Raw genomic sequence first — 19337 nt, forward strand, 5'->3', positions numbered from 1 at the left:
GCAGTTTCAAATTTTTATTACTAGAAAATATAAAGATTTTACTTGTTCTTATAAAATGATAAATATTAGCTAACTAAAAGCTTAGTTTTGTATTTGTTGAAAATAAATAAGAAAGCTCGCTATAGTTAATAAAACTAAAACAGCTAATGTGATCAAAGGCTGGCTGTTTAAAGAATTAAAATCTTGCTTTTCAGCTTTATAATGAGGATTCACTCTTTTAATATTGTAATCGCTATTGGTACTCATGAAACTTCCGCTAGGTAAATTAAATACGAACAAAATAACGTAAAGAATGCCAGCTATCAAACTTAAATGAACGTCCCAGATAAAGTGTGTCAACGTTGCTAAAATAATTGGAATAATACTTAACAAAGCTAAATTTATTAATTTCTTTTTCAAAAAAACACCTCCAAAAAATAGGATTATATCTACTTCTTTTTATCAAATATTCGTTGTGATTTTATCATAACACTTATTTTTATTATTCTTTCAAAATGTTACTATATACACAATTTTCGTTATCTTTTTCTTTTTTAAAAAAAGAAAAAGATAACCTATAAAAAACACAAACAACTCATTGAGAGCATTTTGATTAACTATATTTTTAACGGTCAGAATGAAAATATTTGCTATAAGAAATGTTATATACAAAAAAGGAGAGTGAACATGGTGTCTTTTGTTATCCAGAAACTTAGCCAGAATAACGCTGAAGCCATTGCAGATGAATGGAAATACCAAGGAGTTTATGAGTTCTATAATATGACTTCGGATCCAGAAGATTATGAAGAACTAATGACTCCAAGTTTAAGAAAAGACAACTATTTTCAAGTTATGAAAGGTAATACGTTATTCGGCTTTTTTGTTATTGAAAAAGCTTTAGATAGTGATGATATTGTAGATATAGGTCTAGGAATAAAACCAGAATTAACAGGGAATGGATTGGGACAAGCTTTCCTGTTAGAAATCCTTGACTATATTCGTAAAAATATTTCAGTGAAAACTGTTCGATTAGGTGTGGCTTCATTTAACGAACGAGCAAAAAAAGTTTATGAGAAAGCTGGTTTTGTGCAAACAAAAATTTATGACCAACCAACAAATGGAAGTGTATATGAATTTGTTGAAATGAAAAAGGAACTTTAAGCACTCCTTCAAATCAAACAAAAGACTGCTAAATCAGTAAATATATAATTTAGCAGTCTTTTTTATTTTATGTAGAGTCACAAAAATAAAACCATTAAATGTTCATCGAAATACTGATTCTCGTATTTCATAGCTTTCAGTTCAGTTCCAAATACTTTAAAACCAAGTTTAGAATATACTTGAATAGCTGATAGATTAGTTGAGACAACGGTTAAATTAATTTGCTCAAGTCCATCCCATTTCTTTACGAGTTCAATCGTTTCTACTAATAAACGCTTAGCTACTCCTTGCCCGCGATTATCAGCCATAACATAAAGTCCTAAAACATGGCCTTTATGCTGCATCTTTGTATTGGTTTCACGTAGAAAAGTAACTATCCCTATCAACATATTTCTCTCATTAAAAGCGCCTAAAGTGATTCTTTTTTCCGATGGCAAGATTCGTTGCTTAATACGTTCAATTGAAAATTGTTTTTCTCTTTCATAAGTTGATCCAAATGCTTCAGGGTTCGTTTTTAACGCGGTTAATCTTAATGCCCGATACATTTCTGCATCGTCTTCATTTAATATACGAATAAAGATGTTGATTCCTCCTTTAAAATGGTTTCATTTTATGTGTGGAGAGTTTGTCTTGTAGAAAGCACACCTGAAAATACTAGAATCGGTTTAATAATGTTTCGCTAATTTTGTCTACATTGATTCCGATATGTTCCTTGCTTTAAGTAGGTTTATATAAACAAAAAAGGCGGTTATTTATAGATCACTTCAAACTCTTCACAAACAACTGGGATATTCTCATTAAATTCAAGGTTTGCTTCTTTATACCATTGTGTAAATAACTCGGTATGATCTTTTCTCCATGTTGCTAATGATCTATCGCCTTCTCCTTCTTTAAAGGCATGCTCCTCAGAAACTTCAAGGAACGGAATAACTGAAACTTTGGTTGTTTTTGTTATACAAACAGCCTCGTCTTTGCTATCTAATATAATGTTAAACTCATTTATTTGTGGCAATGGATCGTTATCAATTGCATATAAATCATAAGCAGAAGCGGTAGCTGTTTTAATGTTTTTTAGTGTTAACTCTGCCAATTGATCAGGAATCGCTCCGTAACTCCAAGCGCTATAAGCAGAATCTTGATATTTTGGATGTAACTGTATAAAATTATCCCACATTTGTTTTGCGTTCATAAAAATCCCCTATTCGAAAATGTTATTATGCAACTATAGTTAGTATAAACTTAAATAAAATAACATGGTAGTGTTTAATCAAAAATGTGCGTTAAAGTGAAATCAGAAAAAGAAAGGAAAGAAGGATTAAAATGAATAAGAATAAAATTAAAAGAGTTGCTCTACTTGCAGGACTGTATCTAACAGCTAATTTAGTTACTCAATATTTTAAAGGACAAAGTATTGATTTCACCTCAGCTCTGATCGGAACTCTTATCTTTTCTGTTTTCGTGACTTTAGGTATACTATCTTCCAAAAATAATGTTTACTTTGGCATTTTGAGTATCTGAACTTTTTGATTATTCATTGTAGTGTTTGTTTTTTTTCATGAATACCGTCTTATCTGCATTTATTTATATTTGAGGAGTTGGCAATATGATAATTTTAAAAGATTTCAAAAAGAATAACCATACCTTTAGTTATTTTGAGAAAAATAGTGGTTCGCAAAGCAATATCATCTTTTTACATGGATTAAATAATAACAAAAACTTTTATTATAATTTGATTGATTCTATAGATGATTATAATTGTTATGCATTAGACTATAGATCTCATGGCAACTCAACGTCTGGTGGTGAATATTCATTGGACAGTTTTTCTGATGATATTTTATCTTTTGTAAATCATTTGGGAGTAGGAGATGATTACTATATTGTCGCTAGTTCTTTATCATGTTGGCTAGTATCCAATCTAGAAGGAATGATTAATCCAAGAGGTGTTATTTTTTTAGATAGCGGGTATTATCCGGTAAATAACATCTCAAATAGTGACGTTGGTACAATAAAACTTCCGGTATTTGGTTCTTTAGACGACTTAAACGAAAGTATAGTAGAAGATGTTGAGAGCTTAAAAGAAGAAGGAATTTTATTAACTACTAAAGAATTGCAGCATGTGTACAATGCGCTTTTGAGCACATATCATATCTGCAACAATAAGAATAACTATTCATATATTCTTTCAGATAGTGCGTTCAATTCTCTAATTAACGATTTGAATACAAAAGAAATAGAGGTATTGAAAAACGATAAATTAATTCTATTATTGTCTAACTCGAAAAACAATAATATTGAAAGTGATAACAGATTACAAAAAGAGTTGAACTTAAATGCTCATATGTTTTATAAAATTGAAACTATAAAGTACAGTGACCATTTGATGATGTTAACGTCTGTTGGTGAGATAAAAGAAAGCATAAAAAAATACTTTAATTAATAGGGGAATTTATATTGGAAATAATTTATAACTTACCAGAAAGACTGGGTTTTATATTATTTTTCATTTTTTGTTTCTTGATAGGATTATTTTTTATTTTCATTGGGAATAAAATAAAAAAAGAAAGCAAAAGCTCTGGAATTGTACTTAGAGTAATTGGAGTGCTTTTTATGATGGCGTCTTTGTTTTTATTGTTATTCTCATTATTTTTTGGTTTTAATTCTTAAAGGTTGATACACAGAGGACTGATAGACAGGGTTTATCTGAAGATGATTGATTAACTAGTTTAGATATAGTAAGCTTATCAGTAATTAAATGTTTTGCAGGGGGACACATTTGTGTTGAGAAGGTAAAACCTGACCCTTTGAACCTGTCAGTTAACACTGACGTAGGGAGCACTATGTACATATGTATTGAATGATACGTACTGAGCTCTCCATTATTATGGGGGGCTTTTCTTTTGTAAAACTTTTAATCGCGGGGGGACACGCTTGTGTTGAGAAGGCTAAAACCTGACCCTTTGAACCTGTTAGTTAATACTGACGTAGGGAGCAATTAGTGGTTTTCTTATACACTTTTTTAGTCTCTACAACTTTTGTAGGGGCTTTTTTTTGTGCTTACGTTCAAAAAAGGAGGACTGGGATTAGTGTTTTTTAAAGTGATTTGAAAGAAACGTAGACGAGTCAGTACGAATAATAAGCATAAATGTTAAACAAAAAATTAAAAGAAAGAAGGATCAAGTATGTTATCACAAATTAAAAAAGCAGCCCCTTTAGTGCACTGCATGACAAATTATGTTGTCGCTAATTTCACGGCTAACGGCTTACTTGCAATCGGCGCTTCGCCTATTATGGCTGATGAAGCAAACGAAGTTTCTGAAATAGTCTCGACTGCCCAATCAGTGCTTATTAATATTGGAACGGTGAATGACCGTACAGCAAAAGCCATGCTGCTTGCTGGCAAAAAAGCAAACGAGTTGGGCATTCCTATTGTGCTCGATCCTGTAGGCGTTGGTGCCACAAGCTATCGGAAACAATTGGTTCAGCACCTTTTAAAGGAAATTCAGTTTGATTTGATTCGATGTAACGCAGGTGAATTAGCAGCAATTGCAGGTGAAGATTGGCAGTCAAAAGGTGTAGATAGCGGCATAGGCGAAATAGATATCGCTAGGGTAGCGAAGCGGGTTGCTTTGCAGTACAAGTGTCTGGTTGTTGTAACTGGGGAATCTGATTTCGTAACAGATGGGCACAAAGGACTTCATATTGCTGGAGGCAGGGAAATCGCTACACGCATCACGGGTACAGGTTGTTTATTAAGCGCCATCTGTGCAGCTTCTCTTGCTAGCAGTGCAAAACCGCTTGAAGGCTTAGTTACGACTTTAAAAGACTACAAACAAGCTGCTGAACAAAGTACAGAGGAAGTAGGAATATTTGCTGTACAAATGATGAATGCATTACAAAAGTTAGCGGAGGTAAAGAGATGATTGCATTAACGATTGCGGGATCAGATTCAGGCGGCGGCGCTGGGATCCAAGCGGATATAAAAACTTTTCAAGAACTTGGTGTCTTTGGAACGACAGTAGTAACAGCTTTAACTGCCCAAAATACGCTCGGTGTACATGGCATTTTTGAAGTAACGCCTAGCTTTGTACAGCAACAACTGCAAAACGTACTAGATGATTTTTCTGTACAAGCAATGAAAACAGGTATGTTGTTTTCGGCTGAGATTATTGAAGTTGTAGCTGAAATTGTACATCAACAAAAAATTCCATTGGTCGTCGATCCCGTCATGATTGCAAAAGGCGGGGCAAGTCTATTGCAAGATGCAGCAGTAACGGCATTAATCGAAAAACTTTTACCGTATACAACCATTTGCACACCAAACATTCCAGAAGCAGAAATACTAACCGGTATACGCATCAAAGATTCTAAAGATATTGAAAGAGCTGCAGAGCGAATCCTGCAAATGGGGGTTCAATGCGTGGTCATAAAAGGCGGGCATTTAGATGAAGATCAGGCGACGGACAGAGTGTATACTCACCAGAAATCTTTTACGATAACGACTCCTCGTGTCCAAACAAAAGATACACATGGGACAGGTTGTACGTTCTCGGCAGCTCTTACAGCAAATATAGCAAAAGGGCTACCGCTGCAGGAATCGATTATTGAAGCGAAAAGATTTATTCACTTAGCTATTTCTACGCCTCTTCATATTGGGAATGGTCATGGACCAACGAATCATTTTGCTTATAAACGCGAGCAAGGAGTCTGCGAGGTAGAAGTGAATGGATTGTAATAGATTGAATGTTTATTTTATAATGGGCACTGTAAACTGCAAAAAAGACCCACTGAAAACGCTCGAAGAAGCCTTACAAGCGGGAATCACCTGTTTCCAATTACGTGAAAAAGGCGAAGGAGCTTTAATAGGCGCAGCTTATGAAGAGTTTGCCCGTGCTTGCCAAAAAATGTGCCAAAGTTACCAAGTGCCGTTTATCGTTAATGATGATGTGGAGCTCGCACTTAAGCTAAACGCTGATGGTATCCATGTCGGCCAAGAAGATCTAGCCCTTTCGACATTTCGTGAACAAGCAAAAGGAAAAATAGTGGGCGTTTCTGTACACAATTCTAGAGAAATGAAACAAGCTATACTTAACGGAGCAGATTACGTGGGAATTGGTCCGATATATAGAACAAAATCTAAAACAGATGCAAAACCTCCTGCTGGATTGCCTTTTTTAAGTGCGATGCGAAAACAGGCTGGCAATTTCCCAATTGTTGGCATAGGAGGAATTACAGAAGAAAATGCTAGTGCTGTTCGTTCTTCAGGAGCAGACGGCGTGTCGGTTATTTCAGTTATCTGCCACAGCAAAGATATTAAGCAAACGGTTGAGAATCTGCTTTTAGAAAATATAAATTGATTGTTTAGGACGAACAAAAAAAGAGTTTGCATCATTAAATTGTTATGCAAACTCTTTTTACTGTAAAATTGATTGAAGTTATGGAAAGTAAAAATAAAGTTGTCATTATTTTATGAAAAGAGGAGCATGGTTCTATGGGATTTAGTTTGTTTTTATTGTGTTTTTTATTCATAGTTATCTTTATTCTGAGAAATAAAAAAAAGTAATATAATAGCCCAAATTAGTTTTGTGTATATGTCATTTTATTTAAGAAGGTATGAATATAGTGTCTTCCTTCAAAAACCTCTTTATTATTCATTCATATCAAATTTGAGAGTTTACTTTTCTATTCTATTCCGATATACAACTAAAGTTATGCCGTTCAATACAATGGTAACGATTAAAAGAATTGCTGCTGCTTTAGCTATGGTACCAATTGTATCCATCAACGCACTTAAGTCATTAATTTCTACCAAATGAGAACTATAGACAAGCTGTAAATAGAGTGAAATAGCACAAGCACTAACGCTCATAATAGAAAGAGTCACCCAGTTTTTATTGTTATTTTTTTTATGTCTCACAAGATTAATAATTGGGAGAATCCAAGCAGTTAATCCCAATGCCAAACTTCCTAAAATAAGTAAATTAACCATATCTAATCCTCCTCTTAATATACTTAATTCTTAGTATACACATATCATGGACAGTCAGGTATTATTAAGATGAATTGATTATAGAAAATAAACTGCTCTTAGCACATTCATTATCATTTTTACTGAAAAGGTGGGAATAACAATGAGAAAAAAACTAACTTATTCGGTAAAGAAGCAATTAGAATCTTTTTTTGATTTAATAGGAACAGTTATTTGCTCTATATTTTAATACCTTCACTTTCGATCAATAGAAAGAGATGTAACAGCAGCAATCCTTTAGAGATTGCTGCTGTTACTATTTATAAAAATATTATTTGTCCAACTGAGATTGTTTAAAGGCTATTGTTAGGATTTACAAACAAGGCTATGGTAAAATTTTTAAGGAAATACATAAAAGATCAACACATGGGTTTTATACTGTGCTGTCCTTAAAAATTAAGGGCGGCACAGATTTAGCTAAATAGAAGGAGAAATTTATGGATAAAGAAACGGAAAAAACATTGATGCGTAAAGTGAAGAAACACAAAAAATGGTATGAAGGAGTATTTATTAATCCGATATACCGAATAGTAAACAATAAGCCTTACTACATGGCGGGGTTCACTGTAAACGATAAGCCCAGAGCAACAGCCTATTTGACAACAGTAGGAGAAGAGGATAAAGAAGAAGCTTACGCTGCACAGTCTTCGCTCTCGTTGTTTTCTGATGTTAGCAACAATATTTTTAGTATTGGTGGAGATCATTTAAAGATAGATTCCAATTACTATATAAAACCTTTAGAAATTCCAGTAAATACGAAGGATTTAAAAGTATTGGCAGGTCATGAAGCGTTCAAAGACCTATGGAATATGCAACAGAAATTCAATAGGTTGATCCTCGAATTTCAAAGGTATTACGATGAATTATTGATAAGAGGAGAATTAACGGGTGAAGATATCGAAAAAGGCATTGAAACAGCGAACTGGGTCAATCTATATCAGTTTGAAACCATTAGTATTTTAGTAAAGCGAAATGAAGATATTCGAGCCTATTCTGCTTATTTGAAAACGACGAAACAATGGAAGAAGCTCTCACGCAATCAAAAAATATTTGTTGAAAAAATAGCCGGGGCTGTAGGAGAATTGGAAAATAATATCCGTTCGCTGGATTTGATCATCGTTGAGGACGTTGAAAAAATGATTGCACTAAACCTTGAAAAGGCTAAAAATGATTTGAAAACGGGTATTGAAAAGCAAAAAAGTTATATTCGTTACCCTTCATAAGAAGCATTGGACAGGAATAATATGTACGCCGCTAAAGGCAATAGTTAGAAGACGGTTTTACTTTAGTTTTCATAAAAAATTGCTGAAGTATTATAAGGGCTTTTTTACATAAAAAACAAAAAGGTGTTTTTAAAAACTACTGTCTAAAGTGAAAAGATTAGTGACAAACGTCTATTTTAATAGAGATCTAAAAGAGAAAAGGAGCGCCCATATGAATAAAAAAATAAAATCGAAAAATTATTGGACAATTGTTTTTATTTATACTGCGGTAGTCTATGGTTTAAAATATTTTTACCCTTCTGTTGGGGAATTTTTTATTCAAGTAGGGTATTTAGCGATAGTTGTAGGTGTTGTTTATTTTGGTACCTCGTTTATTAAGAGAAGGTGGTTCCAATGAGAACTAAACCATAAATTATGGTTAGTTTAGTATTAGCTTCATTAGCATTTGTAGTAAGAAGTAGCATTGGTTTTTCAGCTACTGTAGACCACGTAGTCTTAGGAGCTTTTGTTTTATTGGGATGCTGGTTCTCCTACAGCAACTATAAGAAACGTGACAAAGATTAAACTTGTTAAGAATTCTGAAATTTTTAAATAAGCAACAATAACTGCTTTCGTAAAAAAATATGTACTTTTGTATATGAAAAAAGACCGAGACGTTTTTGTCTCGGTCTTAATTTTTGTAAAATTTCTTATTTAATTTTGAGGCAAGACTTTGTTCAAGATAATAGCGGTTAAAGCGGCTATTGCTATTGGAGAGCCAAAAAGGTATTGAATCATGGTAGGCAAGGTATCTAAGTAATCAGTTGGCAGAAACGTCAAGGCCACTACCAATAGAATTGGAATAGAGACAACATAGGTTTCTTTTTGTCCAATTTGTTCTTGTTTTAGGACTTGAAAGCCGCTCATCGCAATGACTCCGCATACGAGTGCAAATACACCGCCAATAACAGCAGAAGGAACAGAGGAAATCAAAGCGGATAATTTGCCCGATAAGCCAAAAACAATAAATAATCCGCCAGCAGCTAAAAAGACTCGCCGGCTAGCAATACCCGTAATAGAAATGATACCAGCATTGGAAGAATAACCTGTTACAGGTGTGGTGCCGAAAAGAGCAGCCGTCATGCAACCCAATCCTTCGCCGATAACCCCGCGGTTGATGGAATCTTTATTAAGAGGGGTGTTTGTAACATTGCTGACGGCCAGCCAAGTGCCAGTTGTTTCAGCAATTAAGACGATATAAATGATCAGCATGGTCACGATCGCGGAGAAATCAAAAGAAAACGTGAAATCTTTGAAGATGAATTGCGGCATAGAAAACCATTTTGCCTCTGCCACTGAAGTTAAGTCTAGCATCCCCATAAATCCAGCCAGAATACTGCCGGCAAACAGGGCAGTAATAACAGAAGCAATGCGGAAAATACGGCCGCTTTTAGATGAGTGGTTTCCTAAAATAGAGCAGCCGATCATAATGGCTCCAGTTATAAGTGCCAAGAAAATATTTTGCCCGATTGATCCAACAGCACTGTTGTAAATATTGTCATTCACAGCAGCAGGCATCAAGGACAGGCCGACACAAAAAATAATGGTACCACCTACCGCAGATGGAACAAAGGAATCAATAAATTTATGAAACAAGCCTGTGAAACCTAGGATCGTTACCACGATCGCACCTAAAAAACTCGCGCCCATTGCTGCACCCCAGCCCTCCATGCCACCGCCATTGGCCAACGTAATTCCGGCAATAGCGCCAATGGGAATAAAAGAAGCGCCTTGTGCAACCGGCATTTTCATCAGCAAACCAGATTGGATGATAGTAGCGATGCCAGCAGCAATGAAAGTCGATTGAATCAAGATTGCTGACTGACTAGCAGAGAAGCCAACAGTCAAAGCAACGATGAATGGAACAACATAGACATCCATCGCCAGCAAGTGCTGCAACCCAAGTAAAAAACTTTGTTTCCAAGATATGGGCTCTTCTGTGCCCACTGTTAAAATCGTTTGAGTAGTTTCCATTTCGTATGCAATCTCCTTTTTATTTGCTGATTTGTTTTCCTTGAACCCATACAGAGACGATATTTTCACGCTTTGTTAAGTAAAGCAGCTTTTGGAAAATATCATCTAAGGGTTCTATTTTTTCGAAAATCGGCATTGAAGCTTGAGGAACAGTCGTGTCGATCACTTGGGCATCAAAAGCGTAATTTTCTGCAAGTCGTCCGATTGGCAGGCTGACACTTTCTCAGCCACCAGCTGTTGCGAAATAAAAGGCTTCTTTAGCTGTGATACGAGAGTTTTTCATTCCACGTTCTTTAGGGTCCTTCTTCGTGTCCACACCATCTTCAAGCATGCGAGAGGATATAACTGCTTGGCGTATTGCAGAGTAGATACTTGGGTCGTATCCTCCAGAAAGGTCTGTTCCCAATCCGACTTCAACCCCAAGATCGTGAAACTGTTTGATGGGAATTACGCTGTTCGCAAAATAAGCGTTAGAGACGGGGCAATGGGCAATAGCTGTGCCTTTCTCTTCAAATGTCAGAGCATCCGCCTCGCTTAAAAAATTGCAATGAGCCATAACGGACTTTTCTCTTAATAAACCAAAGTCATTCAGGACTTGGGCATCATTTTTACCAAATCGATTCTTGACGTAACCATGTTCCCAATCGCTTTCGCTACAATGACTGGTCACATGCACATCATAAGTCTCCGCCAATTGCCCTAAACCTGCTAAAGCGGTATCGGTACAGCTTGGCACAAATCGAGGAGTGACAACGGGGTAAACACCTTGTGTTGTTTCAGAATGCAAAGTTTTGACACGTTGAATGAAACGTTCTGTATCTGCCAGTGCAGTTTGTGTGTCTTGATCACGATAATAGTCAGGATTTTGTTCAGGATCATCCATTACGACTTTGCCAACCAATCCGCGCTGACCTTTTTTTGCGCAGATCTCAGCTAATTTATAGCTAGCTTCTTCATGAACTGTCGCGAAATAAAGTCCAGTTGTTGTTCCATTTGCCAGCAAAGTATCCACCAAGTGAGAATAGACTTTTTCAGCAAAGGCGGTGTCTTCAAATTTTGATTCTAGTGGAAAAGTATATGTATTTAACCATTGGTGCAAAGGAATATCTAGTGCTGTTCCGCTTTGTGCCCATTGAGGAGCATGAATATGTAAATCGATAAATCCTGGTAAGAGGTATTGGCCTTCAGATAATTCAATTAACTTACCTTCTTTTTTTGCTTCTTGAAGAGTCGATTGATATAACGAGTTCGACGGAGCCAAACGTTTTGCGATCATTCCTTTATTATCTAGGCAGTAGAGATAGTGTTCTAATATTTCAATCTTATGAGCAGAAATGCTAGAAAAACCTGTCCCTTTTAAAACCTTAACAATGTTCTCCATAATTCTCTCCTTCGTTCGTTTTATTTGTACAATTTTTATTATATAGGATATAAAACTGATAAGTCAACAGTAATTACGAATTATGAATAGGGTGTCTGATTGTATTGTTCGTGTATTCGCCCGTAGTTCAAACTGCATATTCACTTATTGAGATTAACGGCCCTTTAAGTCATAATAGATTCAATAGAAGTTTTTAACGTTTTAAACCAAACATACATAGGGGTGAATTTGATGATTGAAGAGTATCAAGCTTTACAAGAAGAAATAAAATCACTGTTAAAAAAAGAGGCAAATTCAAAAATAAGATTTGAAGAAAATACTATACGGTATGAGGCAGCAAAAGAAACTTTTGCTAAAGAAAGTGAAGATGTTGAGAAATTACAAGCTGAATCTTTATCAACTTTCTTGAAACGCTTAGTGGGAAGTTACGATAAAAACATCGATAAAGAAATACAAGAACAACTTGCTGCTAAAATGGAATTAGATTTATCTTCAGCTCTATTGCTTGAATCTAGAGAACAATTAGGCACTATTCAAACAGCTATTAATCAAACTACTGCTCGAATCAAGCAATTAAAAGAACTTTTATACAGACAAGATACTAATTTCCGGGAAAAAATCAGTGTAGAAGAAACAAAACGTACTCAACTTAAACAAGAACTGAAAGAACTTGATGAAGCGTTAGCAGCTGGAGAAAAAGTATTAGACGGAATAGACTTCGCATTAGATGACTTAGATTCAGCCGATTCTTTTTCAACATGGGATATGTTTACAAACAGCAGTCTACTATTCGACATGATGAAATACGATAAAATTGATAAAGCAGAGGCTAAGATGAACCGATTAGAGCAACTCTTAGAAAATTATACCCAAGAATTAAAAGATCTTTCTTTAGATACTTACCTTAGTTACGAAAAGTTTAGCGGCATGAGTAAAACTTTTGATATTTTCTTTGATAATCTTTTCTCTGACTGGGATACAAAGTCAAAAATTGGACGTAATATTGACATGCTTGAAACACTCGAAACAGCTATTGAAGAACTACAAAGTAAACTTGAAAACAACAAAGAAGACATTCAAAAACGAATCGAAGAGTCAGAAACCTTGTTTTAGAATAAAAGCTAAATTAAAAGGAAAACAAGAAGTGAGAATTTAGCGACTGATAATAAATTAAGTGATCGAGTGAATCTAGAGGTTATGTTACTGGTGTTATCGGTACGATTTTCTCGTTAACAGATTCGATTGCGTTAGTATTCATGAAGTCCTATAAACTTGATGCCAAAGCTATGGAACAAGTTCAACTAAAAATTTCAGCAATGAAAAATGATGACAACCTAGATACTCCAAGTAATCCAGGCTTAGAAGAACTACCAGGCAGCACAGTCACAGCATTAACAAAAACTGTTAAACAGTGATGAGCTGTAAAAAAGAAAGCTGAACTTGAGTATTCATATATTGCATCCCTAAAGTTAGAAAAATTCTAACTTTAGGGATGTTTTTATTGTGTCTAAAAAAATGAAACGGTCTCTTCTCTAGAAAAAGAGCTAAATGATTTTAAATAAATTCGTGTAAAGCGAACTTTTTTTGGGAAATAGGTTGCTGATACATAGAATATCATCTATATTGGTAAGTGAGTAAAAAAGGTTAAGGAGGTCTAGGTATGGACTATGAAGCTTATGCTAAGGTAATGAAAGCTTTATCCGATCCTAAACGTGTGAAAATAGTAGATCTGCTTTCTGGTGGCGAATTGTGTGCTTGCGATATCTTGGAGCATTTTGACTTTACCCAACCCACTTTATCCCATCATATGAAGGCTCTTCTAAATGCAGATTTAATAACGGTAAAAAAGACTGGAACATGGCATTATTATTCATTGAACGATGATAAGATGAAACAGTTAGTAACCGATACGATTCATTTAGCTTCTGGCAATACAGGTGTATTTGTGGAGAAGTAGAGTAAAAGAAGAAAAATTTGCTGGTTACGAGGAGGAAAAACATGAAAATTATTGTCATTGGATCAGTTGCTGCTGGAACATCTTTAGCTGCTAAAGCGAGAAGAAATACTGAGGATGCTGAGATCGTCGTTTATGATCAAGGTAAAGACATCTCATATTCTGTATGCGGCATCCCTTATCAACTTGGTGGAGAGGTAGAAAATATCGATGAATTAACCCCACGTGATGCAGCATGGTTCAAAAAAAGATATGAAATAGACATCTTTACGGAACATAAAGTATCTAAAATAAACCATGAAAAGAAAACGCTCGAAGTACAAGATTTAATTTCTGGAAAAACCAAAGAAGACTACTATGATATCTTAGTTCTGGCAACAGGTGCTGCACCATTAACACCGTCTCCATTTGATCAAAAACAGTATGATAATGTCTTCCAAATTCGCAACATTCAAGATGCACGAGATATTGAAACTTTTTCAGCCATGAACCAACCTAAAAAAGCTTTAGTTATCGGTGCTGGGTTTATTGGTTTGGAGATGACGGAACAATTAGTCCGCAAAGGATTAGAGGTAACGGTCGTCCAACTAGAAGATCAAGTGATGCCGCCTATGGATCCGGACATGACATTCCGAGTGGAAGAGCATATGCGTGAAAAAGGAGTCAATCTTATCCTAAGCGATACTGTAAAAACGATTGATGGGGAAACCTCAGTAGAAAAGGTAACAACTACAAAAGGGGTTACGATTGAACCAGATATTGTTATCCTATCTGCAGGGATACGCCCAAATACTGAATTAGCGAAGGAAATTGGCGTGGAAATTGGAGAGTCAAGAGCGATTGCTGTGAACAAAAACATGCAAACCAATCTTCCGGATGTTTATGCCGTTGGAGATGTTGCTGAAAGTTTTTCTGTTATTACAGGCAAACCTATCTACCGCCCACTAGGCTCAACGGCCAATAAAATGGGCCGGATCGCGGGAGATGTGATAACTGGCGGAAACTTAGAACACCGTGGCGTGTTAGGGACGGGAATTTTTAGGATCTTTGATTTGCATGTTGGGCAAACAGGTTTGACTGAAAAAGAGGCCAAAGCAGAAGGATATGAAGTTGAAGTTCTCTACAACATTAAACCGGACCATGCTGAGTACCTTGGTGGAAAAGAGTTGATTATTAAAGCTTTAGCTGACAAAAAAACGAGCCGTATTCTAGGAGCACAAGTTATTGGACGAGGCGGGGTAGATAAACGGATCGATGTGATGGCAACAGCCATTACGTTTAAAGCCAAAGCGGAAGATTTGTTCCATCTTGATTTGGCTTATGCGCCGCCATTTGCCACAACTAAAGATCCTGTTCTTTACACTGGAATGGCGTTAGATAATGCTTTAAACCGTAACCCATTAATGACGCCAGCTGATTTAGTGCACCGTCAAAACAGTGGTGAACTGCTGCAAATTGTTGATACTCGTTCAAAAAAAGACTTTGAAAAAGCTCATGTTAAAGGAGCTGTTCATATCCCGCTTGCTGAATTAAGAGAAAGAAGCCAAGAGTTGGATAAATCTCTTGTGACTATCACTTATTGTAATAAAGGCGTTACAGGCAATGCTGCTCAAAACGTGTTGCTGAACCATGGATTTGAAAAAGTTTACAATTTATCTGGGGGAAATAAAAACTATCAAAGTTATCTGAAAATGATGCGTCTAAAAAATAAACACTAAAAATAACTACTATTAGAAACAGATAGGAAGTTTTTCTTTCTATTTGTTTTTTTATGGGTAGCGATGCAATCATATATCTAAATACGAAACCAAAAAGAGAGGAACGAAATCATGTTTAATACGTTTAAAAAATATACCTGGTTTTTCAAATTGCGCTGGAAAAGTTATACTTTCGGTGTTTCTGCTTTAATTATCTGTGCCATTCTACAGGTTCTGAATCCAAAAATAATCGGTACGATTATTGACCATTTTATTGGAGGAACGTTAAGTTGGAAGATTCTGCTTTTTTGGGCTTCGCTGATTCTTATTTTTTCGCTGGTCATGTACGCATTGCGGTACGGATGGAGAATGGCTTTATTTGGCAACTCAACACTAATCGAGTCCATACTGCGTAATCGCTTGTTTTCTTTTTTTACTCGGATGGATTCAGAGTTTTTTCATAAATACCGTACAGGTGATTTGATGGCTCATGCTACCAATGACTTGTCAGCCATCCGATTTGTTGCAGCTGATGGTGTTTTAACTCTAACAGATGCTTTATCGTTGGGCGGCATTACCCTTTTTTCAATGTTCTTTTTCATTGATTGGAAACTAACGCTGATAGCGATTTTGCCATTCCCTATTTTAATCGTTGTTTCGACTTATTTAGGAAAAATGATTCACGCACGTTACCGTGGTGCGTTACAAGCTTTTTCTTCAATGAATGATCACGTCCAAGAAAGTGTGACAGGTATGAAAGTCCTGAAAACATTCGGAGAAGAAAAAGAAGATTTGTCTGCTTTTAAGAAAGAGACACAACATGTTGTAGATGAAAATCAGCGTGTCTACAAATTAAAAGCGGCACTAAACCCCAGTATAGAAATCGTTATGGGGTTAACGTATGTGATTGCTTTATTGGTTGGCGGGAGTTATGTCCAAAGCGGGCGTATTTCTATCGGAGATCTAGTCGCATTCATTAGTTATATCGGTATGATGCAATGGCCGCTGTTAGCTGTAGGCGGGCTGATCAATACACTGGAACGCGGAAGTGCAGCTTACGATAGAGTAGAAGATCTATTAGATTACGCTCCTTCTATTGTGGAGCAGAAAAATCCCTATCGTCGAGCTCTAGATGGCGATATCTCTTTTGATGTCCAATCGTTTGCTTATCCGGATGATACGGAACCTACGTTAACCAATATTGATTTTCATTTAGAAAAAGGAAAAATGCTGGGACTTGTTGGTAGAACAGGTTCTGGAAAAAGTACGATCTATAAACTGTTGCTGCGCGATTATGATCAGTACGAAGGAAAAATTTCATACGGTGGCATCGATATAAAAGAATATGCTTTAGAGTCGTTAAAAAAAGGGATCGCAATCGTTCCGCAAGAAAACTTTCTGTTTTCAACAACTATTCGAGAAAATATCCGATTTGGGAATCCAGCATTATCTCAAAAAGAAGTTGAAACATATGCAAAATTAGCCAACATTCATGAAGACATCCTGGAATTTCCTGAAGGATACGATACGGAAGTTGGGGAACGAGGCGTTTCGCTATCGGGCGGGCAAAAACAACGGATCGCGATTGCTCGTGCTTTAGCGGTAGAACCAGAATGCCTGATTCTCGATGATTCTCTATCAGCCGTAGACGCTCAGACAGAAGAAGCTATTTTAAGTTCTTTAAAACAAGAGCGAATGCACAAAACAACGATTATTTCTGCTCATCGTATCAGTTCAATTATGCATGCAGATGAAATCATTGTGATCGAAAAAGGAAGCATTAGCGAACGCGGCACGCATCAAGAATTAATAGGAGAAGAAGGCTGGTATAACGATATGTATCAAAAACAACAACTTGAGAAAAAATTAGATAGGGAGGGAGAATAGTGGCTGCACAAAAACAAACAACTTTTTCGAATAAAGAATCTTGGCATATTTTACTTAGTCTATTACGTTTTGCCAAACCTTATAAATTCCTTTTTATGTTTTCTTTTGTATTTCTGGCATTAAGTGCAGCGATCGCTGCATATTTACCTATCATTATTCAGCGTTATATTGATACTTATTTAGCAAAAGGATCAGCAACTATGGAGATTACAGTACGTGTAGTCATCTTTTATGGTGTGTTAACCATCTTTAAAGCCGGATTTTCTTATATAAAAGATTTTCTCTTTAATACGGCTTCAGAAAGAACAGTAGGGAATATTCGAAATCAATTGTATGAAAAGGTAGGATTGCTTGGGATGCGGTACTTTGATCAAACTCCTGCTGGTACAGTTGTTTCTAGAGTGACAAATGATACGGAGACGATTAAAGAATTTTGGACAGTCTTTTTAAATATTTCTAATGGATTATTTAACGTTATTTCAATTACGATTGCAATGTTTGCGTTAAATTGGCGGATGGCATTGGTATTTCTTCTGTTCACACCGATCATTGTTTGGATTGCAGGAATTTACCGAAAGAAAAGTACTCTTGTTTACAGTCGCATGCGAGGAGTATTGAGTCAATTGAACGCCAAATTGAGTGAATCCATTAGTGGAATGAGCATTGTTCAGAAATACCACCAAGAGGAGCGCTTGATAGGCGAGTTTGACGATATCAATCAAGAATATGTAGCGGCTCGTCGTTCAATGTACAGTATGAATGCATTATTATTAGCACCAGCCATCAATGTGATCGAATCAGTCGCACTAGTAGCCGTGCTGATCATTTTTGGGTATCAAGATTGGAGTCAGAATACAGTGGATATCGGTCTGGTATATGCTTTTACAGCGTATTCTCGCTCTTTCTTTCAACCGATCAGTCAAATGATGAATAGCTTGAGTTCTTTACAAGATGGAATTGTTTCTGGGCACCGAGTCCAAGAACTGCTGCAAAGCGAAGAACTTGCGCCGCAATCCAATTCAGAGGGAAATAGTCTAGTCACAGAAGGCCACATTCGCGTAAGCAATCTCAATTTTTCGTACGATGGCAAAAAGCAAGTATTGCGTAATATTAACTTTGAAGTCAATCCAGGTGAAACGGTGGCTTTAGTCGGCCAAACTGGATCAGGGAAAAGTTCCATTATCAATGTACTGATGCGTTTCTATGACTATCACGAAGGAGAAATCACTATTGACGGTCATTCTTTGAAAGATATGCCGATAGAAGGACTTCGGACTAAAATGGGACTAGTGTTACAGGATAGTTTCTTGTTCTATGGAACTATCGCGGACAATATCCGCATGTACAATGAGAACTATACCGAAGCAGAGATTGAGCAAGCTGCTGAGTTTGTCTATGCAGATGATTTTATCTTAGAAATGGAAAATGGGTATGCATCAAAAGTAATCGAACGAGGAGCAAGTTTATCTGCAGGAGAAAAGCAATTGATCAGTTTTGCTAGAACGATTCTGCGCTCGCCGCGTATTCTAATTCTCGATGAAGCAACTGCCAATATAGACACAGAAACGGAAGAAAAGATTCAAAAAGGGCTAGCCAACATGCGTAAAGGCCGAACTTCTTTAATCATCGCTCACCGATTATCTACTATTAAAGACGCAAATAAAATTTTAGTTTTAGATAATGGTGAAATTGTTGAGCAAGGAACTCATGATGAATTGATTGATCAAAAAGGTACGTATCACGATATGTATCAATTACAAACATATCAAGAAAAAACGGGTGAATTGGAAACCTATGAACAGTAAGCAAAAAAATACTTTCTTTTTAGAAAGTGTTTTTTTGTGTTGAGAATGTGTTCGGTTAGTTTTAACGTCCACTGAGGGGTTTTAAAGATAGGTTGCTTGTACACAAGCATTTTAAAGATTTAGAGACGGGAATTACGAGAAATGGTGCATATCATTGGAAAACGGTTTCCCTGTACCGTTATACTTCTTATAGGATAACCAGTCTATTA

19 protein-coding genes, 1 pseudogene and 2 riboswitches are annotated in these 19337 nt (G+C 36.1%); of the genes and pseudogenes, 14 read left to right on the forward strand and 6 right to left on the reverse strand.

Going from position 1 to position 19337, the window contains the following annotated elements:
* Nucleotides 1-81 precede the first annotated feature (81 nt).
* A complete protein-coding gene (locus JHE06_RS00940) occupies nucleotides 82-399 on the reverse strand; it encodes a hypothetical protein (RefSeq protein ID WP_201089047.1) in 318 nt (105 codons plus the stop codon).
* A gap of 267 nt (nucleotides 400-666) precedes the next feature.
* On the opposite strand from JHE06_RS00940, the gene JHE06_RS00945 reads away from it, so the two are divergent.
* Nucleotides 667-1140 carry a GNAT family N-acetyltransferase gene (locus JHE06_RS00945; protein ID WP_236253529.1) on the forward strand — a complete coding sequence of 158 codons (474 nt, stop codon included), beginning with the start codon at nucleotides 667-669 and terminating at the stop codon, nucleotides 1138-1140.
* 77 nt (nucleotides 1141-1217) lie between these two features.
* Here JHE06_RS00945 and JHE06_RS00950 read toward each other — a convergent pair whose 3' ends face one another.
* Together JHE06_RS00950 and JHE06_RS00955 are read right to left on the reverse strand one after the other, a co-directional pair.
* Nucleotides 1218-1727: a GNAT family N-acetyltransferase gene (locus JHE06_RS00950; protein WP_328706711.1), complete on the reverse strand. Its 510-nt coding sequence runs from the start codon at nucleotides 1725-1727 to the stop codon at nucleotides 1218-1220.
* A 161-nt stretch (nucleotides 1728-1888) separates the two neighbouring features.
* Nucleotides 1889-2329 carry an ASCH domain-containing protein gene (locus JHE06_RS00955; protein WP_201089051.1) on the reverse strand — a complete coding sequence of 147 codons (441 nt, stop codon included), beginning with the start codon at nucleotides 2327-2329 and terminating at the stop codon, nucleotides 1889-1891.
* Nucleotides 2330-2460: 131 nt separating this feature from the next.
* Between JHE06_RS00955 and JHE06_RS00960 the strand changes: the two genes are divergently transcribed.
* The 5 genes from JHE06_RS00960 to thiE all read left to right on the forward strand — a co-directional run bounded on the left by JHE06_RS00960 (nucleotide 2461) and on the right by thiE (nucleotide 6497).
* Complete coding sequence (locus JHE06_RS00960; protein WP_201089053.1) at nucleotides 2461-2658, forward strand: hypothetical protein; 198 nt, start codon at nucleotides 2461-2463, stop codon at nucleotides 2656-2658.
* An 85-nt stretch (nucleotides 2659-2743) separates the two neighbouring features.
* The gene (locus JHE06_RS00965) at nucleotides 2744-3580 is read left to right on the forward strand and encodes an alpha/beta fold hydrolase (protein WP_201089055.1); all 837 of its coding nucleotides are present in this window, start codon (nucleotides 2744-2746) and stop codon (nucleotides 3578-3580) included.
* 314 nt (nucleotides 3581-3894) lie between these two features.
* Nucleotides 3895-3992: riboswitch (TPP riboswitch) on the forward strand.
* Nucleotides 3993-4049: 57 nt separating this feature from the next.
* Nucleotides 4050-4148, forward strand: a riboswitch (TPP riboswitch).
* 174 nt (nucleotides 4149-4322) lie between these two features.
* Complete coding sequence (thiM, locus tag JHE06_RS00970; protein WP_201089057.1) at nucleotides 4323-5063, forward strand: hydroxyethylthiazole kinase; 741 nt, start codon at nucleotides 4323-4325, stop codon at nucleotides 5061-5063.
* On the forward strand, nucleotides 5060-5875 hold the full coding sequence (thiD, locus tag JHE06_RS00975) for a bifunctional hydroxymethylpyrimidine kinase/phosphomethylpyrimidine kinase (protein WP_201089059.1): 816 nt from the start codon (nucleotides 5060-5062) through the stop codon (nucleotides 5873-5875). The genes thiM and thiD overlap by 4 nt, the downstream gene beginning before the upstream one ends.
* Complete coding sequence (gene thiE / locus JHE06_RS00980) at nucleotides 5865-6497, forward strand: thiamine phosphate synthase (protein ID WP_058919727.1); 633 nt, start codon at nucleotides 5865-5867, stop codon at nucleotides 6495-6497. Before thiD ends, thiE begins: the two co-directional genes overlap by 11 nt.
* Before the next feature lie 317 nt (nucleotides 6498-6814).
* Here the strand turns inward: thiE and JHE06_RS00985 are convergent, their stop codons facing one another.
* On the reverse strand, nucleotides 6815-7129 hold the full coding sequence (locus tag JHE06_RS00985) for a hypothetical protein (protein ID WP_058919728.1): 315 nt from the start codon (nucleotides 7127-7129) through the stop codon (nucleotides 6815-6817).
* A 476-nt stretch (nucleotides 7130-7605) separates the two neighbouring features.
* On the opposite strand from JHE06_RS00985, the gene JHE06_RS00990 reads away from it, so the two are divergent.
* Nucleotides 7606-8391 (forward strand): hypothetical protein, encoded by a 786-nt coding sequence (locus JHE06_RS00990; RefSeq protein ID WP_058919729.1) that lies wholly within the window; start codon nucleotides 7606-7608, stop codon nucleotides 8389-8391.
* A gap of 211 nt (nucleotides 8392-8602) precedes the next feature.
* Nucleotides 8603-8788 carry a hypothetical protein gene (locus tag JHE06_RS00995; RefSeq protein ID WP_201089061.1) on the forward strand — a complete coding sequence of 62 codons (186 nt, stop codon included), beginning with the start codon at nucleotides 8603-8605 and terminating at the stop codon, nucleotides 8786-8788.
* A 296-nt stretch (nucleotides 8789-9084) separates the two neighbouring features.
* Here the strand turns inward: JHE06_RS00995 and JHE06_RS01000 are convergent, their stop codons facing one another.
* Both JHE06_RS01000 and guaD read right to left on the reverse strand, forming a co-directional pair.
* Nucleotides 9085-10404 (reverse strand): uracil-xanthine permease family protein, encoded by a 1320-nt coding sequence (locus JHE06_RS01000; protein ID WP_058919730.1) that lies wholly within the window; start codon nucleotides 10402-10404, stop codon nucleotides 9085-9087.
* A 19-nt stretch (nucleotides 10405-10423) separates the two neighbouring features.
* Nucleotides 10424-11785: pseudogene (gene guaD / locus JHE06_RS01005) on the reverse strand (guanine deaminase).
* A 231-nt stretch (nucleotides 11786-12016) separates the two neighbouring features.
* Here guaD and JHE06_RS01010 point away from each other — a divergent pair.
* From JHE06_RS01010 to JHE06_RS01030, 6 genes are all read left to right on the forward strand, one after another.
* Nucleotides 12017-12898: a hypothetical protein gene (locus JHE06_RS01010; RefSeq protein ID WP_231726728.1), complete on the forward strand. Its 882-nt coding sequence runs from the start codon at nucleotides 12017-12019 to the stop codon at nucleotides 12896-12898.
* Between the two features lie 173 nt (nucleotides 12899-13071).
* Nucleotides 13072-13200: a hypothetical protein gene (locus JHE06_RS12285; RefSeq protein ID WP_257721133.1), complete on the forward strand. Its 129-nt coding sequence runs from the start codon at nucleotides 13072-13074 to the stop codon at nucleotides 13198-13200.
* Nucleotides 13201-13445: 245 nt separating this feature from the next.
* Entirely contained in the window at nucleotides 13446-13742 is a 297-nt protein-coding gene (locus JHE06_RS01015; protein WP_058919732.1) for an ArsR/SmtB family transcription factor, read from the forward strand.
* A gap of 41 nt (nucleotides 13743-13783) precedes the next feature.
* On the forward strand, nucleotides 13784-15457 hold the full coding sequence (locus JHE06_RS01020; protein ID WP_058919733.1) for an FAD-dependent oxidoreductase: 1674 nt from the start codon (nucleotides 13784-13786) through the stop codon (nucleotides 15455-15457).
* A gap of 111 nt (nucleotides 15458-15568) precedes the next feature.
* On the forward strand, nucleotides 15569-17323 hold the full coding sequence (locus JHE06_RS01025; protein ID WP_058919734.1) for an ABC transporter ATP-binding protein: 1755 nt from the start codon (nucleotides 15569-15571) through the stop codon (nucleotides 17321-17323).
* Nucleotides 17323-19128, forward strand: coding sequence for an ABC transporter ATP-binding protein (locus JHE06_RS01030; RefSeq protein ID WP_201089063.1), 1806 nt, complete (start codon nucleotides 17323-17325; stop codon nucleotides 19126-19128). The genes JHE06_RS01025 and JHE06_RS01030 overlap by 1 nt, the downstream gene beginning before the upstream one ends.
* Nucleotides 19129-19337: the final 209 nt, after the last annotated feature.

This window comes from Carnobacterium sp. CS13 (assembly GCF_016653495.1).
GTDB classification, from domain to species: domain Bacteria; phylum Bacillota; class Bacilli; order Lactobacillales; family Carnobacteriaceae; genus Carnobacterium_A; species Carnobacterium_A antarcticum.

Coding starts and splice junctions, on each gene's coding strand:
- JHE06_RS00945 (WP_236253529.1), top strand. CDS start 667: ATGGTGTCTTTTGTTATCCAGAAACTTAGCCAGAATAACGCTGAAGCC.
- JHE06_RS00955 (WP_201089051.1), bottom strand. CDS start 2,329: ATGAACGCAAAACAAATGTGGGATAATTTTATACAGTTACATCCAAAA.
- JHE06_RS00960 (WP_201089053.1), top strand. CDS start 2,461: ATGAATAAGAATAAAATTAAAAGAGTTGCTCTACTTGCAGGACTGTAT.
- JHE06_RS00965 (WP_201089055.1), top strand. CDS start 2,744: ATGATAATTTTAAAAGATTTCAAAAAGAATAACCATACCTTTAGTTAT.
- thiM (WP_201089057.1), top strand. CDS start 4,323: ATGTTATCACAAATTAAAAAAGCAGCCCCTTTAGTGCACTGCATGACA.
- thiD (WP_201089059.1), top strand. CDS start 5,060: ATGATTGCATTAACGATTGCGGGATCAGATTCAGGCGGCGGCGCTGGG.
- thiE (WP_058919727.1), top strand. CDS start 5,865: ATGGATTGTAATAGATTGAATGTTTATTTTATAATGGGCACTGTAAAC.
- JHE06_RS00985 (WP_058919728.1), bottom strand. CDS start 7,129: ATGGTTAATTTACTTATTTTAGGAAGTTTGGCATTGGGATTAACTGCT.
- JHE06_RS00990 (WP_058919729.1), top strand. CDS start 7,606: ATGGATAAAGAAACGGAAAAAACATTGATGCGTAAAGTGAAGAAACAC.
- JHE06_RS00995 (WP_201089061.1), top strand. CDS start 8,603: ATGAATAAAAAAATAAAATCGAAAAATTATTGGACAATTGTTTTTATT.
- JHE06_RS01000 (WP_058919730.1), bottom strand. CDS start 10,404: ATGGAAACTACTCAAACGATTTTAACAGTGGGCACAGAAGAGCCCATA.
- JHE06_RS01010 (WP_231726728.1), top strand. CDS start 12,017: ATGATTGAAGAGTATCAAGCTTTACAAGAAGAAATAAAATCACTGTTA.
- JHE06_RS12285 (WP_257721133.1), top strand. CDS start 13,072: ATGGAACAAGTTCAACTAAAAATTTCAGCAATGAAAAATGATGACAAC.
- JHE06_RS01015 (WP_058919732.1), top strand. CDS start 13,446: ATGGACTATGAAGCTTATGCTAAGGTAATGAAAGCTTTATCCGATCCT.
- JHE06_RS01020 (WP_058919733.1), top strand. CDS start 13,784: ATGAAAATTATTGTCATTGGATCAGTTGCTGCTGGAACATCTTTAGCT.
- JHE06_RS01025 (WP_058919734.1), top strand. CDS start 15,569: ATGTTTAATACGTTTAAAAAATATACCTGGTTTTTCAAATTGCGCTGG.